Annotated in this window: 21 protein-coding genes; 9 read left to right on the top strand and 12 right to left on the bottom strand. The window is 71.2% G+C overall.

What is annotated here, in order from left to right:
• Positions 1 to 87 precede the first annotated feature (87 nt).
• Complete coding sequence (locus QIS99_RS18410; RefSeq protein ID WP_282514622.1) at positions 88 to 1014, top strand: DUF3027 domain-containing protein; 927 nt, start codon at positions 88 to 90, stop codon at positions 1012 to 1014.
• Between the two features lie 140 nt (positions 1015 to 1154).
• On the opposite strand, the gene QIS99_RS18405 is transcribed toward QIS99_RS18410, so the two are convergent.
• Genes QIS99_RS18405 through QIS99_RS18395 form a run of 3 tightly spaced genes read right to left on the bottom strand, consistent with a single transcriptional unit; the run spans position 1155 to position 1944 of the window.
• Positions 1155 to 1514 carry a hypothetical protein gene (locus tag QIS99_RS18405; RefSeq protein WP_282514621.1) on the bottom strand — a complete coding sequence of 120 codons (360 nt, stop codon included), beginning with the start codon at positions 1512 to 1514 and terminating at the stop codon, positions 1155 to 1157.
• A complete protein-coding gene (locus tag QIS99_RS18400; RefSeq protein WP_282514760.1) occupies positions 1511 to 1738 on the bottom strand; it encodes a hypothetical protein in 228 nt (75 codons plus the stop codon). The genes QIS99_RS18405 and QIS99_RS18400 overlap by 4 nt, the downstream gene beginning before the upstream one ends.
• Positions 1735 to 1944 (bottom strand): hypothetical protein, encoded by a 210-nt coding sequence (locus QIS99_RS18395; protein WP_282514620.1) that lies wholly within the window; start codon positions 1942 to 1944, stop codon positions 1735 to 1737. Before QIS99_RS18395 ends, QIS99_RS18400 begins: the two co-directional genes overlap by 4 nt.
• Positions 1945 to 2063: 119 nt before the next feature.
• Here QIS99_RS18395 and QIS99_RS18390 point away from each other — a divergent pair, with 119 nt between their 5' ends.
• Entirely contained in the window at positions 2064 to 2858 is a 795-nt protein-coding gene (locus QIS99_RS18390; RefSeq protein WP_282514619.1) for a helix-turn-helix domain-containing protein, read from the top strand.
• Entirely contained in the window at positions 2851 to 3063 is a 213-nt protein-coding gene (locus QIS99_RS18385; RefSeq protein ID WP_282514618.1) for a DUF397 domain-containing protein, read from the top strand. Before QIS99_RS18390 ends, QIS99_RS18385 begins: the two co-directional genes overlap by 8 nt.
• 6 nt (positions 3064 to 3069) lie before the next feature.
• Here the strand turns inward: QIS99_RS18385 and QIS99_RS18380 are convergent, their stop codons facing one another.
• The gene (locus QIS99_RS18380) at positions 3070 to 3384 is read right to left on the bottom strand and encodes a helix-turn-helix domain-containing protein (protein WP_282514617.1); all 315 of its coding nucleotides are present in this window, start codon (positions 3382 to 3384) and stop codon (positions 3070 to 3072) included.
• A gap of 290 nt (positions 3385 to 3674) precedes the next feature.
• On the opposite strand from QIS99_RS18380, the gene QIS99_RS18375 reads away from it, so the two are divergent.
• On the top strand, positions 3675 to 6785 hold the full coding sequence (locus QIS99_RS18375) for a sacsin N-terminal ATP-binding-like domain-containing protein (RefSeq protein WP_282514616.1): 3111 nt from the start codon (positions 3675 to 3677) through the stop codon (positions 6783 to 6785).
• Between the two features lie 52 nt (positions 6786 to 6837).
• Here QIS99_RS18375 and QIS99_RS18370 read toward each other — a convergent pair whose 3' ends face one another.
• The gene (locus QIS99_RS18370; protein ID WP_282514615.1) at positions 6838 to 9285 is read right to left on the bottom strand and encodes an HAD-IC family P-type ATPase; all 2448 of its coding nucleotides are present in this window, start codon (positions 9283 to 9285) and stop codon (positions 6838 to 6840) included.
• A gap of 144 nt (positions 9286 to 9429) precedes the next feature.
• Positions 9430 to 9882 (bottom strand): DUF2530 domain-containing protein, encoded by a 453-nt coding sequence (locus QIS99_RS32345; protein ID WP_282514614.1) that lies wholly within the window; start codon positions 9880 to 9882, stop codon positions 9430 to 9432.
• Between the two features lie 227 nt (positions 9883 to 10109).
• Between QIS99_RS32345 and QIS99_RS18360 the strand changes: the two genes are divergently transcribed.
• On the top strand, positions 10110 to 11561 hold the full coding sequence (locus QIS99_RS18360) for an NCS2 family permease (protein WP_282514613.1): 1452 nt from the start codon (positions 10110 to 10112) through the stop codon (positions 11559 to 11561).
• Positions 11562 to 11591: 30 nt separating this feature from the next.
• Here QIS99_RS18360 and QIS99_RS18355 read toward each other — a convergent pair whose 3' ends face one another.
• Positions 11592 to 11792: a hypothetical protein gene (locus QIS99_RS18355; RefSeq protein ID WP_282514612.1), complete on the bottom strand. Its 201-nt coding sequence runs from the start codon at positions 11790 to 11792 to the stop codon at positions 11592 to 11594.
• A gap of 46 nt (positions 11793 to 11838) precedes the next feature.
• Entirely contained in the window at positions 11839 to 12021 is a 183-nt protein-coding gene (locus tag QIS99_RS18350) for a ribbon-helix-helix protein, CopG family (RefSeq protein ID WP_282514611.1), read from the bottom strand.
• A gap of 146 nt (positions 12022 to 12167) precedes the next feature.
• Here QIS99_RS18350 and QIS99_RS18345 point away from each other — a divergent pair, with 146 nt between their 5' ends.
• The 3 genes from QIS99_RS18345 to thpR all read left to right on the top strand — a co-directional run bounded on the left by QIS99_RS18345 (position 12168) and on the right by thpR (position 14676).
• Positions 12168 to 12608: a MarR family winged helix-turn-helix transcriptional regulator gene (locus QIS99_RS18345; protein WP_282514610.1), complete on the top strand. Its 441-nt coding sequence runs from the start codon at positions 12168 to 12170 to the stop codon at positions 12606 to 12608.
• 44 nt (positions 12609 to 12652) lie between these two features.
• The gene (locus QIS99_RS18340; protein ID WP_282514609.1) at positions 12653 to 14002 is read left to right on the top strand and encodes an MFS transporter; all 1350 of its coding nucleotides are present in this window, start codon (positions 12653 to 12655) and stop codon (positions 14000 to 14002) included.
• 101 nt (positions 14003 to 14103) lie between these two features.
• Positions 14104 to 14676, top strand: coding sequence for an RNA 2',3'-cyclic phosphodiesterase (gene thpR, locus QIS99_RS18335; protein ID WP_282514608.1), 573 nt, complete (start codon positions 14104 to 14106; stop codon positions 14674 to 14676).
• Between the two features lie 147 nt (positions 14677 to 14823).
• On the opposite strand, the gene QIS99_RS18330 is transcribed toward thpR, so the two are convergent.
• The 4 genes from QIS99_RS18330 to QIS99_RS18315 all read right to left on the bottom strand — a co-directional run bounded on the left by QIS99_RS18330 (position 14824) and on the right by QIS99_RS18315 (position 17789).
• The gene (locus QIS99_RS18330) at positions 14824 to 15813 is read right to left on the bottom strand and encodes an aldo/keto reductase (RefSeq protein ID WP_282514607.1); all 990 of its coding nucleotides are present in this window, start codon (positions 15811 to 15813) and stop codon (positions 14824 to 14826) included.
• A 41-nt stretch (positions 15814 to 15854) separates the two neighbouring features.
• Positions 15855 to 16418, bottom strand: a complete 564-nt coding sequence (locus QIS99_RS18325; RefSeq protein WP_282514606.1) for a Uma2 family endonuclease — start codon at positions 16416 to 16418, stop codon at positions 15855 to 15857.
• A 5-nt stretch (positions 16419 to 16423) separates the two neighbouring features.
• Positions 16424 to 17014, bottom strand: coding sequence for a Uma2 family endonuclease (locus tag QIS99_RS18320; RefSeq protein ID WP_282514605.1), 591 nt, complete (start codon positions 17012 to 17014; stop codon positions 16424 to 16426).
• 91 nt (positions 17015 to 17105) lie between these two features.
• Positions 17106 to 17789, bottom strand: coding sequence for an SGNH/GDSL hydrolase family protein (locus QIS99_RS18315; RefSeq protein ID WP_282514604.1), 684 nt, complete (start codon positions 17787 to 17789; stop codon positions 17106 to 17108).
• A 116-nt stretch (positions 17790 to 17905) separates the two neighbouring features.
• Here QIS99_RS18315 and QIS99_RS18310 point away from each other — a divergent pair, with 116 nt between their 5' ends.
• Complete coding sequence (locus QIS99_RS18310; RefSeq protein ID WP_282514603.1) at positions 17906 to 18895, top strand: TolB-like translocation protein; 990 nt, start codon at positions 17906 to 17908, stop codon at positions 18893 to 18895.
• Positions 18896 to 19040 lie beyond the last annotated feature (145 nt).

Genomic DNA, 19040 nt, shown 5'->3' with positions numbered 1-19040 from the left:
GTCGACGCGGCCCCCTGGTCCGCTCCGTCCGCCCCGTACCGAATGGAGGGCGCACCCGTGAGACGGCGTAGGAGAGAAGCGATACCTGTGAGCGCAGCGACAACGCGAAGCCGCACCCCCGACCGCCTGTGCGCCGAGGCGGTCGGCCTCGCCAGGACGGCCGCCGAGGAGGCCGCGGCGCCCGGTGTCGTCGGCGAGCACGTCCAGGTGGTCTCCGAGGGGGACCGGGTCGTCACCCACTTCTTCGAGTGCGAGGAGATGGGGTACCGCGGCTGGCGCTGGGCCGTCACCGTCGCCCGCGCCTCCCGCGCGAAGGTCGTCACGCTCGACGAGACGGTGCTGCTGCCCGGGCCCGACGCGCTCCTCGCCCCCGAGTGGGTGCCGTGGAGCGAGCGGCTGCGCCCCGGCGACCTCGGCCCCGGCGACCTGCTTCCCACCGACGCGGACGACCTGCGCCTGGAGGCGGGCTACTCCGGCGAGGACGAGCCGGCGCCCAACTCGCCGGTCTCCGATGAGATGGCCGACCTGGTCGAGGCGGAGGACGCGGAGGTCACCGCCGGCCCGCCGGCCAACCTGCCGCTCGCCCCGTCCCGCGGCTCCATCGCCGCGGTCGCCGAGGAACTGGGCATGCGCAGGGCGCGCGTCCTCTCCCGGTACGGGCTGCACGTCGCGGCCGACCGCTGGGAGGAGTCGCACGGCGCGAAGACGCAGATGGCCCAGGCCGCGCCCGCCACGTGCGTCAGCTGCGCCTTCCTGATGCCGCTGGCCGGCTCCCTGCGGCAGGCCTTCGGCGTCTGCGCCAACGAGTTCAGCCCGGCCGACGGCCACGTGGTGTCGCTGTCGTACGGCTGCGGCGGCCACTCCGAGGCGGCGGTCATGCCGAAGCCCCCGCGCCCGGCGCCGCACGTCTTCGACTCGATGAACGCCGACGCACTGCCGCTGCGCCCCTCCCCGGAGGGCTCGGTCTCGACGGAACCCTCGGGAGACGGGTCGGAGGACCTGGGCCACAGCTAGATTCTTTTTGGGGTACGGGGGGCTGGGCGCCCGGCGGGGTTTGCTTGCCGTACGGGGGGCTTGGGCGCCCGGCGGTTCTGGGTCCACCCGCGACCGCGAGCCGCACCCCACCAGGACAAGGGCGACCGCGAGCCGCCCCCTCACGCCGCCTCCCAACGCCCCACCCGCACCCCGTGAATCCGCTCCGGCCCCACATCCCGCCCCCGCAGCGCCATCTCCAGGGCCCAGCGGCGGTGCGCCTGGGCGCGTTGCTTCGGCGGGACCGGCTTTGCGCGGGTGTGGACGTGGATGTGGACGTACGGGCGGAGGGTGTTCCACAGTGGCGGGTCGACGTACAGGGTCCTGTCGTCGGCGGCGTCGCGCGCGTACGGGCTGCTGCGGCGCGGCGGTGTGATCACGCGGCGCGGCGGGGGAGCGGGGGCCGGGTCGGCGACCGGCGTGCGGCGGCGGGTGCCGGTGGCCGGGAGGAGGCGGGCCAGGACCCGGGCGAGCAGGTTCATGCCGTACGGGCCTTTCGCGCGAGGGAGTTCAGCGCGGCGACCCGCGCGCTCAGCAGCTCCGTGGCCGTCACGGCGCGCACCCGGTCCGGCCGTACGTCCCACTCCCGCCCGCCGAGCAGCGGCCGCAGCTGTACGTAGCCGCCCTGGTGCCCCATCACCTCACCGACCCGGCCGGTCTCCTCGTCCCGTACGGTCCCGCCGACCCGCGGTTCAGGCCCACTCACCGCCCGGCCCCCAGCGCCGCCGCCAGCCTCCGCGCCGTCGTGACGTCGCAGCGGCCCAACTCGATGAGGGGGTAAGGGTGTTCTCGGGCGCACGACACCTGGTCGAGGCAGAGCGAGGGCAGCTTCACGCCCACTGCCGCGAGCGCGGCCCGTAAGGCGTCGCGTGCCGACTCGGCCTCCCTGATCCGGTCCTCGGCTGCACTCATGACCTGCACCTCTCTGCTCTCTGTAGCGAACTGCTCACAGATTGGCGTCGGCATGCGTAGCTTGAGAAGGGGGTGCGGTGTGACCCGTCATTTGTCACGTGGGGAAGGGGAGTTGGCGGATGACCAGCACGTACGGGGAGTGGTTGAGGGCCAGGCGCGAGGCCCTCGGCTTGACGCAGGAGCAGGTGGCCCACGATGCGCACATGACACGCAGCCATATCGCCCATATCGAGGCGGGGAGGCGGATTCCGTCGGCGGAGGACGCGCGGAGCCTGGACCGGGTGCTCGGTACGGGGGATGTGCTGAGCAGCTTTCGGCCTCAGGGGGATCTGGGGATCGCGGATCACTTCGCTGTGGCTCGGAAGCTTGAGCAACAGGCCACCGTCATCAGGGAGTTCGGCCTCTCCTTGGTGCCAGGGTTCCTGCAGACGGAAGGGTACGTCCGTGCGGTGATGCGCACCGCGTTCCCGCCGTGGAGCCAGGAGGAATGTGACAGGCTCGTCGTCACACGGCTGGATCGCTCGAAGCTCCTCGACGATCCCGTACGCCCGGTGGTGTGGGCACTGCTTGACGAGGCGGTGATCCGGCGCCCCGTAGGCGGGCCGACCGTCATGGCGGAGCAGCTCATGCACATCGTGCGGATGTCCGAGAGGGAGCGGGTGCGTCTGCATGTGCTGCCGCTCGGGCTGGGGGCGCACTCTCTGATGCAGGGGGTGCTGTCTCTGATGTGGTTCGAGGACCAGCCTCCGGCGGCGTACACCGAAGGCGCGCAGACCGGCAAGCTGATCGATGCCCCGAGCGCGGTCGAGCAGCTTCAGGGTGCCTACGATCTGGCTCTGGGGGACGCTCTGCCGCGACTTGAATCAGAGGTCCTGCTGAGGTCGACTGCAAAGGACTACGGACGCCATGACTGAACACGCCATAGGGGACGCCGCCTCCTTGAAGGGGTGGCGCAAGTCGTCGTACAGCGGGAACGATGGAGGCACCTGCCTCGAAGTGATCGACACCCACCCCAGCGCTGTCCCCGTCCGCGACTCCAAATCCCCCCACGGCCCCGCCCTCCTCTTCGCCCCCGCCGCCTGGACCGCGTTCGTCGACGCGCTCAAGGCGGGAGCTTGAGGCAGGTCAGGCCGCCTCATCATGCGGCGTGAGGTTGATCGTCAGGTCGGCGTCCAGGCCGCGGGCCAGCCGGCGGAGGAGGGGGATGGTGGGCACGGTGCCGCCGCCTTCGATGCGGGAGATCTGCGGCTGCTGCATGCCGCACCGCTCGGCGAGTTCGGTCTGCGACAGGCCGAGTGCGGTGCGCCGGTCGTAGACCAGCTGACCGAGGTCGTGGGCCAGTCCGGCCTCCTCGTACAGCCGGTCGTACTCCGGGCTGCCCTCGGCCGCCTCGCCGAGGAGCTTGCGGTGGCGGCGGGTCTTCCACTCGGCGTGGTTCATCGCAATTCCCCTGGTGTTACGGAAGACGGTCAGCCGCACGACGCGGCGGGACGCGGCGCGGTCCGCGTGGCGAGCCCGTGTGTGTGGCGTGCATCAGATGTCGTATGACGTGGATGCTAGGGGCAGGCCCGCCGGTCTGTTCAAGACTCGGTCCGTTCAGGACTCCGGTCCGGTCAAGACCGCTGACCGGCCCTCTCAGGAGGTCACCAGGAGGCACCCGCCCGCACCCGGTACCTTCAGGCGACAGAGCGAACTCGCGGCCGCCCCGCCGCCGACAAGGAGGACCCACCGTGAGCAGATTCGTCCGGCCCGCGCCCGAAGGGGCCGATCCGTTCGGCACCGTGGGGCTGCGGCGGGCCGTGCTCGACGCGTGGGCCGCGGCACCCGCCCGGTTCCGGGAGGACGCCAACGCGGAGGAGGACCTGGCGCTCGGCGGGTACCGGGACCGGCTGATCGTGGAGCTGGCCCAGAACGCCGCCGATGCCGCTGCACGGGCGAAAGTTCCCGGGCGGCTGCGGCTCACGCTGCGTGACGGGGTGCTGGCCGCCGCGAACACAGGCGCGCCGCTGGACGCGGCCGGGGTCGAGTCGCTGAGTACGCTGCGGGCCTCCGCGAAGCGGGACAGCGGCGGGAGTGCGACGGTCGGGCGGTTCGGGGTCGGCTTCGCCGCCGTACTCGCCGTCACCGACGAACCGGCCGTGGTCGGGCGGACCGGCGGCGTGCGCTGGTCCCTCGCCGAGGCGCGGGAGCAGGCCGGGGACGTGGCCGCCGCGCGCAGCCCCGAGCTCGGGGAGGAGATCCGCCGCCGGGACGGCCATGTGCCGCTGCTGCGGCTGCCGTTCGCCGCGGAGGGCTCCGCGCCCGGCCCGTACGACACCGTCGTCATCCTGCCGCTGCGGGACGCGGCCGCCGAGGCGCTGGTGGAGCGGCTGCTCGACGGGATCGACGATGCGCTGCTGCTCGCCCTGCCCGGCCTGACCGAGGTCGCCGTCGAGACCCCGGAAGGCGTACGCACCCTCACCCGCGACCACGACGGCCCGTACGCGCGCATCACCGACTCCGCGCACGGCACGACCCGCTGGCGGACCGTGGAGCGCAACGGGCGGCTCGACCCTGAGCTGCTGCGCGACCGGCCCGTCGAGGAGCGGGCGCGGCCGCGCTGGTCCGTGACCTGGGCCGTGCCGGTCGACGGCGAGGGCGCGCCCCAGCGGCCCCGTACCGCACCCGTCGTGCACGCGCCGACCCCGAGCGACGAGCAGCTGGGGGTGCCGGCGCTGCTGATCGGCTCGTTCCCGCTCGACACCACCCGGCGGCACGCGGCGCCGGGCGGGCTGACCGACTTCCTGGTGGCGCGGGCGGCCGAGGCGTACGCCCAACTCCTCGCCGAATGGCGGCCGTTGACGACCGGCGTCATCGATCTGGTGCCGGGCGCCCTGTCCGCGTCCGTGCTCGACGGGGCGCTGCGGGCCGCCGTACTCGAACTGCTCCCGCGCGCCGCGTTCCTCGCCCCGGCCGTGCAGCCGGACGAGGAAGAGGAGGACAGCGGGCCCGCCGTGCTGCGGCCGTTCGAGGCCGAGGTGGTCGAGGGTGCGGGGGCGGAGACCGTACGCGTCCTCGCCGAGGTGCTGCCGACGCTGCTGCCCGCGGGCCTGGAGCGCCGCGTCGAGCTGCGCACCCTCGGCGTGGCGCGGCTGCCGCTGCAGGACGCGGTGGACCGGCTCGCTGGGCTTGAGCGGGAACCGGGCTGGTGGCGGCGGCTTTACGAATCCCTGGCCGGGGTCGACCCGGACCGGCTCAGCGGGCTTCCGGTGCCGCTCAGCGACGGGCGTACGACGATCGGGCCCCGGCACATCCTGCTGCCCGGCGCCGACACCCCCGAGGGGTTGTCCCGGCTCGGCCTGAAGGTCGCGCACCCGGACGCCGCGCACCCGCTGCTCGAAAAGCTCGGCGCGCTGCCCGCCACGCCCCGCGCGGTCCTCACCACCCCGCAGGTGCGCACGGCCGTCGCCGCCTCCCTCGACGGCGACATCTGGGACGAAGACGCCCTGGACGGCGAAGAGCTGGCGGAGGTGGTGCTCTCGCTCGTACGGGACGCGGGGCTCGAACCCGGCGACGAGCCGTGGCTCGGCGCGCTCGCCCTCACCGACGACGAGGGCGAGCCCGCGCCCGCCGGTGAGCTGGTGCTGCCCGGCAGTGACTTCGCCGCCGTCATGCGGGAAGGTGAACTCGGTTACGTGGACCGGGAGTTGGCCGAACGCTGGGGTGAGCAGCCGCTCGCCGCCTGCGGGGTCCTCGCGGGCTTCGCGCTCGTCCGCGCCACCGATGTGGTCCTCGACCCGGACGAACTGGAGCCCCGCGAGGGCGACTTCGCCGAGCCGGACGACGCGGGGCTGCTCGACGCGGTCGACGTGTGGTGCGAGGACGTCCTGGACCAGCTGCCCGACACGCCGGTGCCGCCCGTCGCCACCGAACTCGTCGCCGTACGCGATCTCGACCTGGTCGACGACGGCCGCTGGCCGCAGGCGCTCGCGCTGCTCGCCCAGCCGCCGCTGCGGGACGCGCTCACCCAGCCGGTGCGGGTGCTGCTGCCCGACGGCACCACCGAGTCCGTACGCCCCTACACCGCCTGGTGGCTGCGCGGGCACCCGGTGCTCGACGGGCGGCGCCCGGCCGGGCTGCGCGCGGCGGGCGGCGACCCGCTGCTCGCCGGTCTCTACGAGGAGGCGGACGCGTCCGGCTTCGAGGACGAGCAGGTGCTGCGGGCCCTCGGGGTGCGCACATCCGTGGCGGCGCTGCTCGACGAGCCGGGCGGCGCGGCGGAACTCCTCGACCGGCTCGCCGGCCCCGGCCTCGCGGTCTCCGCCGCTCAACTGCACGCGCTGTACGGGGCGTTGGCCGGGCTCGACCCGGATCAGGTGACGCTGCCGGAGGAGCTGCGGGCGGTGGTCGACGGGGTCGTGACGGTGGTCGACGCGGCGGACGCGGTGGTCGCGGACGCGCCGGATCTGCTGCCGCTGACGGGTGGGCTCGCGCTGCTTCCGGTCGCCCCTTCGCGGGCCGCGGATCTCGCGGAGCTGCTGCAGGTGCGGCGGTTGAGCGAGGCCGTGCGGGCGGAGGTGACGGCGGAGGGCGTCGAGCGTGCGGTGCCCGAGTCGGTGCGTACGCTGCTGGGTTCGGGCACGCCGGTTTCGTACCGGGAGCATGAGGAGCTGGTGGTCGGCGGGGTCGAGCTGGACTGGCGGTGCGCCTCCGACGGGGCCGTGCACGCCGCGACTCTTGAGGGCGTCGCGGCGGGCCTCGCGTGGGCGGCGAGGCAGTGGCCGCGGCGGTTCGAGGTGGCGGCGCTGCTTGAGGATTCCTCGCGTACGGAGGAGTTGGCGCGCGATCGGTGGTTCGACTGAGTGCGAGACGGGGCCTGCGCCGGAAACCACCGGTTACGCCGGAAACCGCCGGTTACGCCGGAAACCGCCGGTCCACCCACCTGAACGCGAACTCCACCAGCACCGCCGCAGCCGCGGCGATCGCGACCGCCGACCACGGCATCGTCGCCCCCACCAGCTTCAGCTTGAACATGTCCTGGAGCCACGGCACGACCATGACCAGCAGGAACCCCGTGCCCATCGCGGCCACCAGGCAGATCCGCCACCAGGTGTACGGGCGGGCGATGATCGCCAGGACCCACATGGCGATCAGGAACAGCGTGAGCGTCGCCGCGCTGGTCTCCGCCTCGCGCGCGCCCGCCCCCGCGTAGTGCGCGCGGGCGAGCAGGTACGTGCTGAACGTGGCGAGGGCCGCGATGATGCCGCCGGGGATCGCGTACCGCATGACCCGCCGGACGAAGTGCGCCTTCGCGCGCTCCTTGTTGGGCGCGAGCGCGAGGAAGAACGCCGGGACGCCGATGGTCAGCGTGGACAGCAGGGTCAGGTGGCGGGGCAGGAACAGGTACTCGACCTGCGTGCAGACCACCAGGAGAGCAAGCAGCACCGAGTAGACGGTCTTGACGAGGAACAGCGTCGCCACGCGCGTGATGTTGCCGATGACCCGGCGGCCCTCGGCCACCACCGACGGCAGTGTCGCGAAGCTGTTGTTGAGCAGCACGATCTGCGCGACCGCCTTGGTGGCCTCGGAGCCGGAGCCCATGGACACCCCGATGTCGGCGTCCTTGAGGGCGAGCACGTCGTTGACGCCGTCCCCGGTCATCGCGACCGTGTGCCCCTTGGACTGCAGCGCGCCCACCATGTCCCGCTTCTGCTGCGGCGTGACCCGCCCGAACACCGCGTTGGCGTCGAGCGCCTCCGCCATCTCCGGCCGCTCCTTCGGCAGGGTGCGGGCGTCCACGGTGCGCTCGGCGCCGGGCAGGTCCAGCTTGGCGGCGACCGCGCCGACGGAGATCGCGTTGTCCCCGGAGATCACCTTCGCCTGGACGTCCTGCTCCTCGAAGTAGCGCAGCGTGTCGGAGGCGTCGGGGCGCAGCCGCTGCTCCAGGACGATCAGGGCGTACGGGCGGGCGCCCGCGGCGACTTCGGGGGAGTCGAGCTCCGTACCGCTGCGGGTGAGGAGGAGGACGCGCAGGCCCTGGTGGTTGAGCTCCTCGATCGGGTCGAGCAGCGTGTCCCGGGCGGGCAGCAGCACATCGGGCGCGCCGAGCAGCCAGGTGGAGGTCTCGCCGTTGCCCTCGCTGAAGCTGGCGCCGCTGTACTTGCGGGCCGAGGAGAACGGCAGCGACTCGGTGCAGCGCCACTCCTCGCTGTCCGGGTAGGCGTCGATGATCGCCTGGAGGGAGGCGTTGGGGCGCGGATCGGACTCGCCGAGGGCGCCGAGGACCTTGCGTACGTACGACTCGTCGGCGCCGTCCAGGGGGCGGACCTCGGTGACGTCCATGCCGCCCTCGGTGAGCGTGCCGGTCTTGTCGAGGCAGACCGTGTCGACGCGCGCCAGGCCCTCGATGGCGGGCAGCTCCTGGACGAGGCACTGCTTGCGGCCGAGCCGGATCACCCCGATCGCGAAGGCCATGGAGGTGAGGAGTACCAGGCCCTCGGGGATCATCGGGACGATGCCGCCGACGGTGTACGCGATGGACTCCTTGAAGTTGTCGTTCTTGACGACGAGCTGGGAGATCACCAGGCCGATGGAGGTGGGCACCATCAGCCAGGTCACGTACTTGAGGATGGTGGAGATGCCGGAGCGCAGCTCGGAGTGGACGAGCGTGAACCGGGAGGCCTCCTCCGCGAGCTGTGCCGCGTACGCCTCGCGGCCGACCTTGGTGGCGGTGAACGCGCCGCCGCCCGCGACCACGAACGAGCCGGACATCATCGCGTCCCCGGGCTTCTTCACGACCGGGTCGGCCTCGCCGGTGAGCAGGGACTCGTCGACCTCCAGGCTGTCGGTCTCCCGGCACGCACCGTCGACCACGATCTTGTCGCCGGGCCCGATCTCGATGAGGTCGCCGAGCACGATCTCGGAGGTGGAGATCTCGGCGGCCCGCCCGTCCCGCCGGACCGTGGGCCGGGTCTCGCCGATCACGGCCAGGTTGTCGAGGGTCTTCTTGGCGCGCAGCTCCTGGATGATGCCGATGCCGGTGTTGGCGAGGATCACGTACCCGAAGAAGGTGTCCTGCCAGGGCGCGACGAACATCATGATCACCCAGAGGACGCCGATGAGCAGGTTGAACCGGGTGAGGACATTGGCGCGGACGATGTCGGTGACGGAGCGGCTGGAGCGCACCGGCACGTCGTTGACCTCGCCGCGGGCGACACGCTCGGCGACCTCGGCGGTGCTGAGCCCGAGCGCCGCCACGGCCGCGGTCACCGGCTGCCCGGACTCCGCTTCCACCGCGCCTATGGCGGCCCCCTGCCGGGCGGGGTCCGGCCCCTCGGTGTCGATGTGTGCCCGCTGCGTCATGGTTCCGACGGTACGGGCCACGGGCGGCCTTCACCCGTCGAGTACGGGGGAATCAGGGACGGGTCAGGGAGGACCCCTGGGGGCTGTCCGACCTGGGTACTACGGGGGTACCGCGGGGGTACGGCGGGGTGGGGGACCTGGGGGCTACGCGGCCGACTCGGGCGAGGCGGACCCCTGCTGGGCCGACTTCGGCTCGGCCTCTGTCTGTGCCTGCGCTGGCTGTGCCTGCGCCTGTGTTTCTGCCTGCGCCTGCGCGTCTGCCTGCGCCTGCGCGTCTGCCTGCGCCTGCGCGTCTGCCTGCGCCTGCGCGTCTGCCTGCGCCTGCGCCTGCGCCTCCGCCTCCGCCGCCCGCTCGGCCGCGTGCCGCTTCAGTGCCGCGTCGCGTCCCCGGACGTACCAGATGCCGATGCAGCCGAGGCCCGCGCCGGCCAGGCAGGTCCACACCCACCAGGTCTGGCCGCGGTCGTCGAACCAGCCGTAGAAGGGGAGCTGCACGAGGAAGAGGACGAACCAGAGGATCGTGCCGCCCGTGATGGTGGCGACGACGGGGCCTTCCAGGGGCTCCGGCGCCTCGTGCTTCGCAGTCCACTTCGCCATGTGCACAAGCTTACGAGCCCGTACGGGCGGGGGGTGCGCGGACTCCTGGGACCCGGGCACCCCATGGGTCTACGCGCGGAGATAGCGATTTCTGGCTGGTGTATTCATACTGAAACGGCCTGAGTCTGACTGCTTTTCTTCGTAAGAACCTACAAAGACGCACGGGACTCGGCCACCCCCACAGCACTCCTTCGGCGAGCCCCGCCATGAACGTCTGAGGTTCACGCATGACCCCCTCGGCCCCGGTCGACGACCCCAAGCCGTCCCAGTCGGGGGCGCCCACCAGCGCACTCGACCGGTACTTCAAGATCACCGAGCGGGGGTCGTCCCTGGGCCGCGAGGTCCGCGGCGGCTTCGCCACCTTCTTCGCGATGGCCTACATCATCGTGCTGAACCCGATCATCCTCGGCAGCGCGAAGGACATGTACGGCAACCAGCTGGACAACGCCCAGCTGGTCACCGCGACCGCGCTGACGGCCGCGTTCACCACCCTCCTGATGGGCGTCATCGGCAACGTCCCGATCGCGCTCGCCGCCGGGCTCGGCGTGAACACCGTCGTCGCCCTGCAGCTCGCCCCCCGGATGAGCTGGCCGGACGCGATGGGCATGGTGGTCCTCGCGGGCTTCGTCGTGATGCTGCTCGTCGCCACCGGACTGCGCGAGCGGGTCATGAACGCCGTGCCGCTCGGCCTGCGCAAGGGCATCGCCATCGGCATCGGCCTGTTCATCATGCTGATCGGCCTCGTTGACGCGGGCTTCGTCTCGCGCATGCCCGACGCCGCGCACACCACCGTCCCGCTCCAGCTGGGCGCCGACGGCCACCTCAACGGCTGGCCGGTCCTGGTCTTCGTCCTCGGTGTGCTGCTCACGCTCGCGCTGATCGTCCGCAAGGTGCCGGGCGCGATCCTGATCTCGATCGTCGTGATGACGATCGTCGCCATGGTCATCAACGCCGTGGCCACCGTGCCCGCCGGAAACTGGGGGCTGACCACGCCGAAGTGGCCGGGCAACCCGGTGGCCTCGCCGGACTTCGGGCTCGTCGGTCAGGTCAGCCTGTTCGGCGGGTTCGAGAAGGTCGGACTGCTCACCGGTGTGCTGTTCGTCTTCACCGTGCTGCTCTCCTGCTTCTTCGACGCCATGGGCACGATCATGGCCGTCGGCGAGGAGGCCGAGCTGATGGACGAGAACGACAACATGCCGGGCATGAGCAAGGTCCTGTTCGTCGACGGCGTCGCGGTCGCCTGCGGTGGCGCCAGCTCCTCCTCGGCCACCACCTGCTTCGTGGAGTCCACGGCCGGCGTCGGCGAGGGCGCCCGTACCGGATTCGCGAACATCGTCTCCGGCGGACTCTTCGCCGTCGCGCTGTTCCTCACGCCGCTCGCCACGATGGTGCCCTCCGGGGCGGCCACCCCGGCACTGGTCGCGGTGGGCTTCCTGATCCTGTCCGGCTCGATCGGCGCGATCGACTGGAAGGACTACACGATCGCGATCCCGGCGTTCCTGACGATGGTGATGATGCCGTTCACGTACTCGATCACGAACGGCATCGGCATCGGCTTCATCACCTTCACGGTGCTGCGGGTCGCCGCCGGGCGCGGCCGCGAGGTGCCGGTGGCGATGTACGCGGTCTCCGCGGTGTTCGCCTTCTACTACCTGATGCCGGCGTTGCAGCTGACGTAGCCAGGCCCTGGTCCGCGGTCCGGGCGCGGCCTACTGCCAGCTGTGTTCGCCGCCGATGAGGAGCGTGTGCTCAAGGACGTCCTCCATCGGGTCGTCGATCTGGCCGGTGTGGATGAGCGTGACGACGGGGGCGTTGTGCGAGTCCGTGTGGGTCTCGTCCGCGGCCGCGGTGCCCGCGGCCGCGGCGCTGAAGGTCATCAACAGGGGCAGGACGGTCATCATCTTTTTCATGCCGTGATCAACGAGTCCGGTGATCACGGGATGCGGGCGGCGGCGCTCACGTCACGCCGTAGAACTTCTCCGTCTCCTCGACGGCCGTCTTGAACCGCTCGTCGAAGTCGTCCCGAATGAGCGTCCGGACCACATAGTCCTGGACGCTCATTCCTCTTTTCGCCGCGTGACCCCGGAGCCGGTCGAGCAGCTCTCCGTCTACGCGCAGGCTGAGCACGTTGGTCTCCATGCCCTTCAGGGTCGCCGGACCGGGCCGCGCCGTGTGTCACTTTCCGCAGCGGGCTCACTCATACGGGTGATCCCGCGCGATTCCGCCCCGGACAGTCCGGATATCCGGCTGTTCTTTAGTCAGGGTAATGAGTTATGCTAACGAACATGCCGGACCTCTCCCATGGCGACGACGTAGCCGCCGTGAACGCACTCCGCTCCGCGATCATGCGCATCGGGCGCCGCCTGAAGCACCAGCGGGTCGACGAGTCGCTGAGCCCGACCGAGATGTCGGTGCTCGGCACCCTCGCCCGCTGCGGCTCGGCCACCCCGGGCGAGCTCGCCCGCAAGGAGCACGTACAGCCGCCGTCGATGACCCGCATCGTGGCCCTGCTCGAAGCCAAGGGTCTGGTCCGGCTCGAACCGCACCCCGAGGACCGCCGCCAGAAGGTGGTCAGCCAGACCGAGACCGCCGAGGCGATGCTCGAAGAGAGCCGCCGCAAGCGGAACGCCTGGCTGGCCCAGCTGGCCGAGGGCCTCGACGCGGACGAGTGGGAGAAGCTGCGCGCAGCCGCACCCGTACTGGAAAAGCTCGCCCACCTGCAATAACCGCACCGACCGCATGACCGTCAGGACCAAGGAGGCGAACCCCTTTGAGTACGGGATCCGGAGCAGACTCCGCCCCCGCACCAGCCACCCACGACACCGAAGCCCGCACCGACTCCCGTAAGCCGAGCATGTTCAGCTCGCTGAAGATCCGGAACTACCGGCTCTTCTTCACGGGCCAAGTCGTCTCCAACACCGGCACCTGGATGCAGCGCATCGCCCAGGACTGGCTGGTGCTCAGCCTCACCGGCTCCGCCACCGCCGTCGGTATCACCACCGCGCTGCAGTTCCTGCCCATGCTGCTCTTCGGCCTGTACGGCGGCGTGCTCGTGGACCGGCTGCCCAAGCGGAAGCTGCTCTTCTTCACCCAGGCCGCGATGGGCCTGACCGGCGCCGCGCTCGGTGTGCTCACCCTCACCGGGCACGTCCAGGTCTGGCACGTCTACCTCACCGCGTTCCTGCTCGGCCTCGTCACCGTCGTCGACAACCCGGCGCGGCAGACCTTCGTCTCCGAGATGGTCGGCAAGGACCAGCTGGCCAACGCCGTCAGCCTGAACTCCGCCAACTTCCAGTCCGCGCGCCTGGTCGGGCCCGCCGTCGCCGGTGTGCTGATCACCGCGGTCGGCAGCGGCTGGGCGTTCCTGCTCAACGGCGTCTCCTTCCTCGCACCGCTCGCGGGCCTCGCCCTGATGCGTACGACCGAGCTGCACAGGGTCGACCGGGCGCCGCGCGGCAAGGGTCAGCTGAAGGAGGGCCTGAAGTACGTGGCCGGACGGCCGGAGCTGATCTGGCCGATCGTCCTCGTCGGGTTCATCGGCACCTTCGGGTTCAACTTCCCGATCTGGCTCAGCGCCTTCGTCGACGATGTCTTCGGCGGCGACGCGGGGACGTACGGCCTGCTCAACACCCTGATGGCGGCCGGTTCACTCACCGGTGCGCTGCTCGCCGCCCGCCGCGCCACCTCGCGCCTGCGGCTGCTCGTCGGGGCCGCGCTCGCCTTCGGCGTCCTGGAGATCGTGGCGTCCTTCGCGCCCGCGTTCTGGCTGTTCGCGGCGCTGCTCGTGCCGATCGGCATGCTGGGCCTGACGGTCAACGTGACGGCCAACTCCAGCGTCCAGATGGCCACCGACCCGGTCATGCGGGGCCGCGTCATGGCCCTGTTCATGATGGTCTTCACCGGCGGTACGCCGATCGGTGCGCCCCTCGTCGGCTGGATCACCGACACGTACGGCGCCCGCATCGGCTTCGCCGCGGGCGGCCTGATCGCCGCGCTCGCCGCGGCCACGGTCGGCCTGATCCTGGCCCGCGTCGGCGGCCTCCGCCTGAAGGTCGGCATGCACCACGGACACCCGCAGGTCCGCTTCGTCCCGCGGGAGCGGCTGGCAACGGCCGCCTGAGGCGCCACGGCCAGGGGCCTCCTGGTCGAGCGAAGCCGAGAACTTAGGGGAGGGGGCCTGGGGGCGGAGCCCTCGGCGGGGGCAAAGTGCAGACTGTGGCGATGAGACTCTTCGCCGCCGTCCTGCCCCCGACCGAAGTCCTCGATGAACTGGCCGCCGAAGTACGGGAGTTGAGGCAGCTGCCCGGCGCCGACGGGCTGCGCTGGACCGAGCGGGCCGGATGGCACTTCACGCTGGCGTTCCTCGGCGACGTACCGGACGAGACCCGGCCCGACCTGCGGGAGCGGCTCGCGCGGGCCGCCCACCGCACCGCCCCGTTCCGGCTCGCACTGCGCGGTGGCGGCCGGTTCGGCGACCGGGCGCTGTGGGCCGGGGCGGACGGCGAGCTGGACGTGATGCGGCGGCTCGCCGAGCGGGCGGAGGCGGCCGCGCGCAAGGCCGGCCTCGCGATGGACGGGCACCGCCGCTACACCCCGCACCTCACCCTGGCCCGCAGCCGCGCCGCCGCGATCGACCTGCGCCCGTACGTCGCGGCGCTCGGCGCATTCGCCTCCGAGCCGTGGACGGTCGCCGACCTCGTACTCGTGCACAGCAGGCTGCCGCGCAGCGGGGTCGCGGGGGAGCGGCCCCGGTACGAGGAGGTCGAGCGCTGGCCGCTCGGGGGCGCCGGTTAACCTCGAAGCGTGGACCCGAAGACCCGTAACCGGATCATGGCCGGTGTGCTTGTGCTGATGTTCGTCGTCGTCGCGGTGGCGTCGGCCGTGGGGTGAGGCACCCCTGGCGCCCCTGGAACCCCCGGCCGACGCCGCACGCGTCCGCGCCTACCAGGCGAAGGCCTCCGGCGACGGGCCCGGCCCCGGGAAGATCTCGTCCAGGGACGCCAGCACCTCGTCACCCAGCTCCAGCTCGACCGCGCGCAGCGCCGAGGCCAGCTGGTCGGCGGTGCGCGGGCCGACGATCGGGCCGGTCACGCCGGGCCGGGTGAGCAGCCAGGCCAGGGCGGCTTCGCCGGGTTCGAGGCCGTGCTTGTCGAGCAGGTTCTCGTAGGCCTGCACCTTCTCCCGCATCTGTGTGTCGGCGAGCGCATCGGCGGAGCGGCCGCTCGCCCTGCGGCCTGCGGTGGCCTCCTTCTTGAGGACGCCGCCGAGGAGTCCGCCGTGCAGCGGAGACCACGGGATGACGCCGAGTCCGTACTCCTGCGCGGCCGGGATGACCTCCATCTCGGCGCGGCGTTCGGCGAGGTTGTAGAGGCACTGCTCGCTGACCAGGCCGAAACTGGCGAGGCGCTGGGCGGCCTCGTTGGTCTGGGCGATCTTCCAGCCGGGGAAGTTGGAGGAGCCCGCGTAGAGGATCTTGCCCTGCTTGATGAGTACGTCGACGGCCTGCCAGATCTCCTCGACCGGGGTGCGGCGGTCGATGTGGTGGAACTGGTAGAGGTCGATGTGGTCCGTCCGGAGCCGCTTGAGGGAGGCGTCCACCGCGCGGCGGATGTTGACCGCGGAGAGCCGGTCGTGGTTGGGCCAGGGGTCGCCGTCGCCGGCCATGTTGCCGTACACCTTGGTGGCGAGCACGACCTTGTCGCGGCGGTCGCCGCCCTTGGCGAACCAGTTGCCGATGATCTCTTCGGTACGGCCCTTGTTCTCGCCCCAGCCGTACACATTGGCGGTGTCGAAGAAGTTGACGCCCGCGCCGAGCGCGGCGTCCATGATCGCGTGCGACTCCGGCTCGTCGGTCTGCGGGCCGAAGTTCATGGTGCCGAGGACGAGTCGGCTGACTTTGAGTCCGGTGCGTCCTAGCTGCGTGTACTTCATGGGTGTACAGCGAACTGGGTGGAGTGGGCTCTAGGCAAGGGTCACTTGCGGTCGCGGGGGAATTTGGCGGTGTCGATGGTGAGTCCGAGGGGGGTGTGCGTCAGGTCGACCTTGTCGCCGAAGTCGGCCTTGGACTCGGTGCGGTACTCGCCGTTCTTCGGGCGTGTGCAGATGTGGCAACGGCCTGCGTACGGGTCGGCGATGAGGTAGACGGGGACCTCGGCCGCGGCGTACGCGCCCTTCTTCGGACCGTGGTCGTTCAGCCCGGTGCCGGGGGAGACCACTTCGGCGATGAACTCGACGTCCTGGTGGCGCCAGCGACCGTCTCGGTCGGGCTCGGCGTCGTCGCGGAGTTTGGCCACGTCCGGGCAGAACCCGTTCAGGAATCCGGGGAAGTCGATGCGTACGTCCGACATGACGAGTGTGGCCCGGCCGAACCCGGCGTCCACCGCCCGCAAGATCAGGAGGGTGATCTGCCAGTGCGAGTCTCGCTGCGGTACAGCGTGGATGGCGCCTTCGACGACCTCCGCCTTGTAGCCCTCTGGTATGCCCTGCTCGATCACGTCGAACAGCTCGTCCAGGCGCTCGGCGCCGGTCCGGGTCATCGGGGTCAGTCTCGTGGGAAGTCGCTTGTGTCGAGTGCCAGAGCGACGACGGTATGGGTCAGGTGGATGCTCTCGCCGAACGTGTACTTCCGCTCGCTCGCGTATTCGCCGTCCTTGGGTTCGGTGCAGAGCAGGCACCTGCCCTGGTAGGGATCGACGATCAAGTAGACGGGGACTCCGGCTTCCGCGTACGCGATCTTCTTCGGACCGTAGTCGTTCATGCCGGTGCTCCGGCTGATCACTTCGGCCACGAATTCGACGTCCGTGCACTGCCATTGGCCCTTGGCGTTCTTGACGGCGCCATCTTTGAGGAGGGTGATGTCGGTGGCGAAGCCGTTGAGGTGCCCCGGGTAGTCGATGCGTACGTCGGACTTCAGGCGCTTGCGGGGGTACTTGGCCCGCAGCTGATCGAGGATGTCGAAGATGATTTCCCAGTGGGTGTCCCGCTGCGGCGACATGAAGATGTGCCCCCCGACGATCTCGGTCTTGAATCCCTCGGGGGCGGGCATCCTCTCAAGCCACTCGAACATCTCGTCCAGAGTGCGCTCGTCGTTGCTTTCGGCCATCTCGATCCTGTCGGTCTCTACGACGGTCATCGTGGCGCTCCTCCCCGGCCGCCCGTCGTTTACGGGCACCCGCGCAGTACAACGATACGCACGGTGACCGAGTCACGGGGAGTTCGAACCCTTATCCGGAGTACGGCTCTCCGAGGTCCCACGCCTGATGCATCGCGTCCGCGAACGCCCCCGCCAGCTTGTGCTCGCCGCTCGCGTTCGGGTGCGTTCCGTCGTACGTGTCGAGGTCGATGTCGTACGACTCGGGGACCGAGGCGATCAGGAGGGGGGAGCGGTCGGTGTCGAGGTCGGCGACCGTCTTCGCGAGGAGTTCGTTGAAGTGGTCGACCTCCGCGGCGAACGAAGGGTCCGTGCGGGCGCGGACGTTGGGGATGACCGGGAGGATCGCGAGCGCCACCTTCGGGTTGGCGGCGCGGGCCTCGTCGACGAACTCGCGGACGTTGGCCGCGGTCTGCTCGGCGTCGGTGTAGAAGCCGAGGTCGATCAGGCCGAGGGAGACGAGGAGCAGATCGGCGCGCTGCTCGCGTACCGTCTCGCCGATCAGCGGGGCCATGTGCAGCCAGCCCTCGCCCCAGCCGGCGAGGTGGCGGCGTGGGAAGGCGGGCTCGACGTCGGGCGCGTAGGCGTACGAGACGGGCGCGTCGGCCGTCTTGTCGTGGAGCGTCTCGCGCGGGCCGACGATCTGGAACGGGCCGCCGTACGAGGCGCGCAGGTGCTGCCACATGCGGTGGCGCCAGGTGTGTTCGCCGGTGCTGCCGATGGTCATCGAGTCACCGACGAAGAGGAGCCTGAGCATCCGCTCATCATTCCGGATGCGGGGGGCCGCGGCACCGGCCCGTGGTGTGAGGCTGCACACGTGATGCACAGGTGATGCACGCGTGGGTCCTCCGCCTCACCTGGCAGTCTGGGCACATGCGTTCACTTGTGGGTGTGACCGGGGCGGCGGCGCTCCTGCTGCTCTGCGCGGCGGGTCCGGCGGCTGCCGCCGACGGGGGACATGAGGGCTTCACCATCGAGGACCCCAGGATCACCGAGTCCAGCGGCCTCGCCGCGAGCCGTGCGCACCCGGGGATCTACTGGACGCACAACGACAGCGACGACGGCGCCCACCTCTACGCGGTCGACTCCGGCACCGGGAAGACCGTAGCCACGGTCACCCTCAGCGGCGTGGGCGCGCCGCGCGACGTGGAGGCCGTGTCGATCGGCCCTGACGGCGACGTGTACGTGGGCGACATCGGGGACAACCTGGGCGGCACCTGGGACCACGTGTGGATCTACCGCTTCCCCGAGCCGAAGCGGCTGCGGGACATGACGGTGAAGGCGACGCAGTACGTGGTGAAGTACGCCGACGGGGCGCGGGACGCCGAGGCGCTGATGGTCCACCCGAAGACGGGCCGGGTCTACATCGCCGACAAGCAGCGGGACGGCGGGGGCGGGCTCTACGAAGGCCCGGCCGAGCTGTCCGCGTCGGGCACGAACACGTTCCGGCGGGTCGCGGACGTCGACCTGTGGACGACCGACGGGGCCTTCTCGCCGGACGGCCGACGGCTGCTCCTTCGCGGCTACTTCGAGGCGACCTCGTACACCTGGAAGGACGGCAGGCCGGTCGGCCCCGAGCGGGCGGACGTGCCGTTGCAGCGACAGGGCGAGTCGGTGACGTACAGCCCGGACGGGACGGCCCTGATGTACGGCTCGGAGGGGCGGGGCAGCGCGGTGGAGCCGGTCGAGGTGCCGGGGGCGGAGGGCGATCGGCGGGCCAAGTCGCCCTCGGAGGGCGCGAGTTCGGGTGACGGTGGCGAGGGTGGTGGCGGCGAGGACGGGAAACTCGGGACCGGCGCGGTCGTGATCGCGGTGATCATCGCCGCCGTGTTCGGGGTGCGGCGGCTCTTCCGCAAGGGGTGATGTCACCCTGTGTCATCACGTACGCGACGAGGGGCCCCGGCACCGTACGTACGCGACGAGGGCCCGGCACCTGCGCAGGTGCCGGGCCCGTATCCGTACGAAAACGGGTTACAGCTTCTCGATCACGTAGTCCACGCAGGCCGTC

The organism is Streptomyces solicavernae (genome assembly GCF_029968095.1).
Lineage (GTDB): Bacteria > Actinomycetota > Actinomycetes > Streptomycetales > Streptomycetaceae > Streptomyces > Streptomyces solicavernae.
The sequence above is the reverse complement of the archived record's forward strand: the minus strand, read 5'-3'. Positions and strand labels throughout refer to the sequence as shown.